General features: G+C 71.4%; 4 protein-coding genes. 2 read left to right on the forward strand and 2 right to left on the reverse strand.

All coding sequences use genetic code 11. The features are described 5' to 3' along the window. Together CCN39_RS31795 and CCN39_RS31800 are read left to right on the forward strand one after the other, a co-directional pair. A partial coding sequence (locus CCN39_RS31795) for a PadR family transcriptional regulator (RefSeq protein WP_208630472.1) occupies positions 1-602 on the forward strand: 602 nt, incomplete at its 5' end. A 63-nt stretch (positions 603-665) separates the two neighbouring features. Then, positions 666-1,697 (forward strand): class I SAM-dependent methyltransferase, encoded by a 1,032-nt coding sequence (locus CCN39_RS31800; protein ID WP_086848276.1) that lies wholly within the window; start codon positions 666-668, stop codon positions 1,695-1,697. A 1-nt stretch (position 1,698) separates the two neighbouring features. Here the strand turns inward: CCN39_RS31800 and CCN39_RS31805 are convergent, their stop codons facing one another. Both CCN39_RS31805 and CCN39_RS31810 read right to left on the reverse strand, forming a co-directional pair. Further along, positions 1,699-3,021 carry a M14 family zinc carboxypeptidase gene (locus CCN39_RS31805; protein ID WP_086848278.1) on the reverse strand — a complete coding sequence of 441 codons (1,323 nt, stop codon included), beginning with the start codon at positions 3,019-3,021 and terminating at the stop codon, positions 1,699-1,701. Positions 3,022-3,192: 171 nt separating this feature from the next. Continuing rightward, the coding region (locus CCN39_RS31810) for a carboxyl transferase domain-containing protein (protein ID WP_279629595.1) at positions 3,193-5,658 on the reverse strand (2,466 nt) is incomplete at its 5' end.

Below are 5,658 nucleotides of genomic sequence, written 5' to 3' on the forward strand. Positions count from 1 at the left end.
ACCCACCGCAGCCTCCGGGCGCGCCGGGTTTCCCCGGCTTCCCGGGTGGCCCGGGCTCGTTCGGCGGCCCCGGCGGCTGGTTCGGCGGCGGCGGCCCGTTCCAGCGGGTCCGGGAGTTCCGCGGCGGCGGTGGCCGCCCGCCGGCCCGGCCGGTGCGGCCGGCGGTGCTGGCGTTGCTGGCCGAGGAACCGATGCACGGCTACCAGCTGATGCAGGAGATCCGCCGCCGCACGCACGACCGGTGGCGGCCCAGCCCCGGCTCGGTGTACCCGATTCTGCAGCAGCTGGAGGACGAAGGCCTGGTCCACACGGTCGAGACGGCCGGTCGCCGGATCGCGGAACTGACCGACGCGGGCCGCGAGCACGTGGCGGGCCGCGAGGCGGAGTTCGCGGCACTGTGGGAGGAACCGGAGGAGGAGCCGGGCGCCGACCGGTTCGCGGCACTGTGGCACGCACTGGGCGAGCTGTCCGGAGCGGCCGCGCAGGTGGGGTACAGCGGAACGGAAGCCCAGGTCGCGGAGGTGAAGAAGATCCTCGCGGACGCCCGCCGCCGGGTGTACGCGGTCCTGGCCGACGCGGGCCTGGAGGACGAGGACGCCTGACTCCCGCACCCGCCCGCCGGAGCGTCCACATCGGACGGTCCGGCGGGCGGGTAGGCTCCACCCATGGAGGAGAAGGACTTCGCCGCCCACCTCACCGCGGTCATGACCGGCAGCGCCCTCACCATGCTCATCGGCGTCGGGCACCGCACCGGCCTGCTCGCCGCCGCCGCTCGTGGGCCCGCCACCAGTGCCGGGCTCGCCGAACGCGCCAACCTTCGAGAACGCTACGTCCGCGAGTGGCTCGGCGCGATGGTCACCGGCGGCATCTTCACCTACGACGGCCGCGAATACACCTTCCCGCCCGAACACGCCAAGTTCCTGCTCGGCGAAACCGCGTCGAACCTGATGCCGTCACTGCTGACCCTGTCCGCGTTCACCGGCATCCTCCCCGACCTGGAACGCGCGTTCGCCGAAGGCGGCGGGGTCCCGAGGTCCGCCTACGGGCCCTACCTCGAGACCCTCGGCGCGAAAACCGGCGACAGCTGGAAGCACATCTACCGCGAACACCTCGTCGACGGCTTCTTCGGCGCGGTCCCCGGCCTCACCGAACGGCTCACGGCCGGCGCGCGCGTGCTCGACCTCGGCTGCGGCACCGGGAACGCCATCGCCGTCGCCGCCCGCGCGTTCCCCGCCTCCCGTTTCACCGGGCTGGACATCAACGCCGGCGTCGTCGAGCAGGCGAACGAAAACAAGCCGGCGAACGCCGAATTCGTCGTCGGGGACGCCGCCGAGCTGAGTGCCGATCCGCCCTACGACGTCATCACCGCGTTCGACGCCGTCCACGACCAGGACCGTCCGGACGTCGTGCTGCGCCGGATCCGCGGAGCGCTGGCCCCGGACGGGCTGTTCTTCATGGTGGACACCAACTTCTCCAGCCACCTGGAGAAGAACGTCGGCAACCCGCTGGCCGCCCTCACCTACTCGATCAGCCTGATGTACTGCACGACGACGTCGCTCGCCGAGGGCGGCGCCGCGCTGGGAGCCGTGTGGGGCACCGAAAAGGCGTCGGAAATGCTCGCGGACGCGGGGTTCCGGCACGTCGAAGTGCTCGGCTCCCCGCGCCCGCAGAACTGCATCTACGCCTGCCGCCCGTGACTCACTGCTGGTACGGCGCCGCCGCGGCCTTGGCGGCGGTGATCAGCGCGCCCTTGTTCTTCGGCCAGAACGTGCTGTCGACGCAGGTGTAGCGCGGCAGGAAACCGCCGCAGGTGCCGCTCGAGCCGCCGACCTCGAACGTCACGCTGGCGACGCCGAGCTCGCCGTAGGTGAAGTCGTCGGTGGTGCCGGTCGTGTCGTAGCCGACCGTCTCCTCGTTGGTGCCGACGAGGTAGCCGTTGGACGCGGCCATCTTCGCGCCGAGCTTGCGGTACTGGGCGTCGTTCGGCGAGGTCGCCTGGGTGAAGCCCCACGGGATGATGATGTCGTTGCCGTAGCTGTGCAGCGTGATCATCGTGCCGGTGGCGGTCGACGGCGCCGGGTCGTTGTTGCCCGTGCCGCGCTGGTCCGGGTAGATCGCGCGGGCCAGCTTCTCCAGCGCCTGGACCTCCGGCTCCGAACCCGCGCTCACGCCCTGGTAGGTCTCGGAACACGCGGAGTTGGAGTCGCCGCCCCACTTGAACGTCGAGTTGCGGTTGAGGTCGACGCCGATGCTCGTGCCGGTGCAGCTGCCCCGGGAGTTGTTCGCGTTCTTGCGCTGCAGCTTCGGCGAGTTGCCGCCGGAGGCGACGATGTCGACGCCGTCGGGGTTGGCGATCGGCACCACCCACACCTCGGTGGTGTCCAGAATGGACTTCGCGGTGGCGTCGGTGGCGTAGCCGTCGGCGAGGTAGTCGATCCAGCGCCAGGCGAGCTCGCCGGTCGACAGCTCGCGCGCGTGGATCTGGGCCATCAGGAAGAACTTCGGCTTCTTCGACGTCGTCGACAGCGTGCAGTCGCCGGTCTGCTTCTTGGTCAGGCAGATCGCCTGGATGTCGTGCCCGCCCTGGCCCTTCGTCTTCTTCCACGACTGGCCGATCGTGTACTTCGTGGCCAGGTCGGGGTGCGCCGAGGCGACCTGCGCGAGGTGGTTCTCGTGCGCGGTGACGGTCCGGTACCCGCCGTAGTAGGTGTCCGCCGCCAGCTTGTTCGTCTCAGCGGGCAGTTCCTTGTAGACGGTGTCGAAGAAGGAAGGCCGGTAGCCGAGCGCCCGCAGCTTCGCGGCGACGGCCCGCCCACCGACGACGTTGACGCTGGCGGCGTCGTCGGATTCTTCGACGTCGAACCCGGCTTCGGTGAGCGCCTGTGCCTGGGCGGCGGTGGCCGGAACGCGCCAGAACACCGGCGTGTCCGCCGTCTGCGCTCCGGCGGTGCCGCCGAGCAAGGAGGTGAGCAGGACCCCGGACGCCGCAAGGGCGAGCCGGGACAGGGACCTTGACGCCATCGGGGGATCTCCTCACGCCGCACGGATGGAGGTCCGGTCGGAACCCGTGGTCACCGTACCGGCACGCACAGTGTGTCGGCCCGGTGCAAACGGGCCATACCCCCGAAAGTCGCGAAACGCCGGAGGGCGGCACCTCCCGGGGGAAGTGCCGCCCTCCGGCGAACTCGTCCGCTACTTCTTCAGGCCGTGTTCGATCGCTTCGATGATCCGCGGCCGCAGCTCGGCCGCCGAGATGATCGCGTCCACCGAGCCGACCTCGACCGCGCGCTGGATGCTGTGCACCCGGTCGAACTCCGCCGCCACTTCGCTCACCTTCTCCGCGCGGACGGCCGACTGGACCTCCGCCAGCTGGGCGCTCAGCGCCGCCCGGGAAGCGCCGGCGGCCGCCGTCACCCGGGCCTGCAGCTCCGTCACGCGCGGGTCGTTCGCCGTGCGGTTGTTGACCTCGCCCGCGAACACGACCGCCGCCGCCGGCGCGCCGCCCAGGACCGACGCGAAGGAGCCCTCCAGGGCCAGCACCGTCATGTTCGGGTTCAGCGCCTTGGAGAACACCACGAACGCGCCGCCGTGGTAGCGCGAAATCACGGTGAACACGATCGGGCCCTCGAAGTTGACGATCGCCCGGCCGATCTCCGCGCCGTACTCCAGCTGCAGCTTGCGCAGCGACTCGGGCGAGCCGTCGAAGCCGGACAAGTTCGCCAGCACCACCAGCGGCCGGTTGCCCGACGCCGCGTTGATCGCCCGCGCCGTCTTCTTCGACGACCGCGGGAACAGTGTGCCCGCGGTGTAGGTGTCCGGGCCGTCGGTGGGCGGGAAGCCGCGGCGGGGGACCGAGCGCGACTCGATGCCGACCAGGCAGACCGGCCGGCCGCCGATGTGCACGTCCTGCACCGCCGCGGTGTCCGCGTCCGCCATGCCCGCCCAGCGCTCCAGCACCGGGTGGTCCTGGTCGGACAGCGCGCGCATCACCGTGCGGATGTCGAACGGCTTCTTGCGGTCCGGGTTGTGCTCGGCCGAGAAGATCTCGCCGACGGTCGTGAAGTCGCTGCCGACGATCGCGTGCGGGAACGGCGAGACGTCCCGGTCGACCGGGTCGCTCGTGCCGACCTTGCGCGGCCCGGCCTCACCCGGCACCACGTACGTGTGGTCGTAGTGCGCCATCAGCACTGCCCGCGCGGCCGGCAGGTTCGGCGCCCAGTACTGCGCCTGGCCGTTCGGGCCCATCACGCGGTCGTAGCCGCCGATGCCGAAGTTGTCTTCCGCCGACACGCCGCCGGAGAAGTCGAGCGCCTGCTTGCCGGTGAGCACCATCGCCGAGTCCGGCGTCATGATCAGGACGCCCTTGGTGTGCATGAGCATCGTGGCTTCGGCGTTCCAGTACGGCTGGGCGCCGACGTTGATGCCGTTGACCACGATGTTGATCTCGCCGCCGTCCTGGGTGAACGTGACGATCCGCTTGAGCGCCGCGGCGACCCAGTCCATGTTCTCGGTGCCCGAGGACATCGAGATCCGCGCGCCCGACGACAGCGCGAACCACTCCAGCGGCACCCGCATCCGCTCGGCCAGGTCGAGCGCCGCGATCACCCGCGAGCACTCCGGCTCCGACAGCGCGCCCAGCGACTTCGTCGGGTCGCCGAGCAGCACGACGCGGGTGACCCCCTCGGGGTGCCGCTCGGTCGGGGTGGTGACGACGCCGGCGATGATCGCCGCGGTGTTCTTGCCCTTCGGCCGGTCCACCGGCACCAGGACGCCCGAGCCGTCGAGGTCGTGCTCGGTGAAGGTGCCCTCCGGGCCGGAGAGCAGGCCGGTCAGCTCGTACGGGTAGACCGTCCCGCGCCGCGCCGCGCGCAGCACCTTCAGGCGGTAGTCGTCGAGGGGCTTGACCGGCTCGGTCGACGGCGGCTCGACGTGCAGCCGCGCGCCGTGGCCGGGGTCGAGGGTGATCCGGACGGCGAGCTCGGTGAGCTTGCCCGCGTCCGTCCGCCGCCGCGCCAGGAACTGGACCTCCTCCAGCCCGGCGCCGACCGAGGTCGGCAGGATGCGCTGGACGAGCTGGTTCAGCTCCTCGGTGGTCAGGTCGGTCGGCGGCCAGACGTACATCATGATCCGGTTCGTGTCGAACCGCTTGTTCGGCGGCCGCTGCGCCTGGATGTTGCGGATCGCGTCGAGGCAGGCGGTGACCGCGTCCTCGAGCGCGGGCAGCGCGACCAGCCGTCCGTCGGCTTCGCGCAACGGCGTCAGGTCGCGGACCTGGCCCATCGCGATCAGCCGCTCGTCGGCCGGGTTGGTCTTCGCCGCGGCCTTGAACAGGTAGATCTCCTCGTCCGCCGACGGCAGCCGGGTGAGGTCGAACTCGCGCAGCCGCTCCAGCTGCAGGCGCTGGGCGATCTGCGGGTGCAGGCCGCGGATCAGCCGGTCCTCGGTGAAGCCGTCACCGTCGCGCTCGAAGGTGAAGTGGTGGTGCATCACCGCGCCGCCGGTGCCGGCCACGGTGACCACGACCCGGCGGACGCCCGCGGGCAGCGGGTTTTCGGCCAGCAGCGTGCCGAGCCGTTCCGCGGTCGCGTCGACGTCCGGCTGGTCTTCCCAGCGCAGGTACAGGTCGGCGACCACGCCGTCGGTGGCCACCTCGCCGAG

It is taken from the genome of Amycolatopsis kentuckyensis, from assembly GCF_002155975.1.
GTDB lineage: Bacteria > Actinomycetota > Actinomycetes > Mycobacteriales > Pseudonocardiaceae > Amycolatopsis > Amycolatopsis kentuckyensis.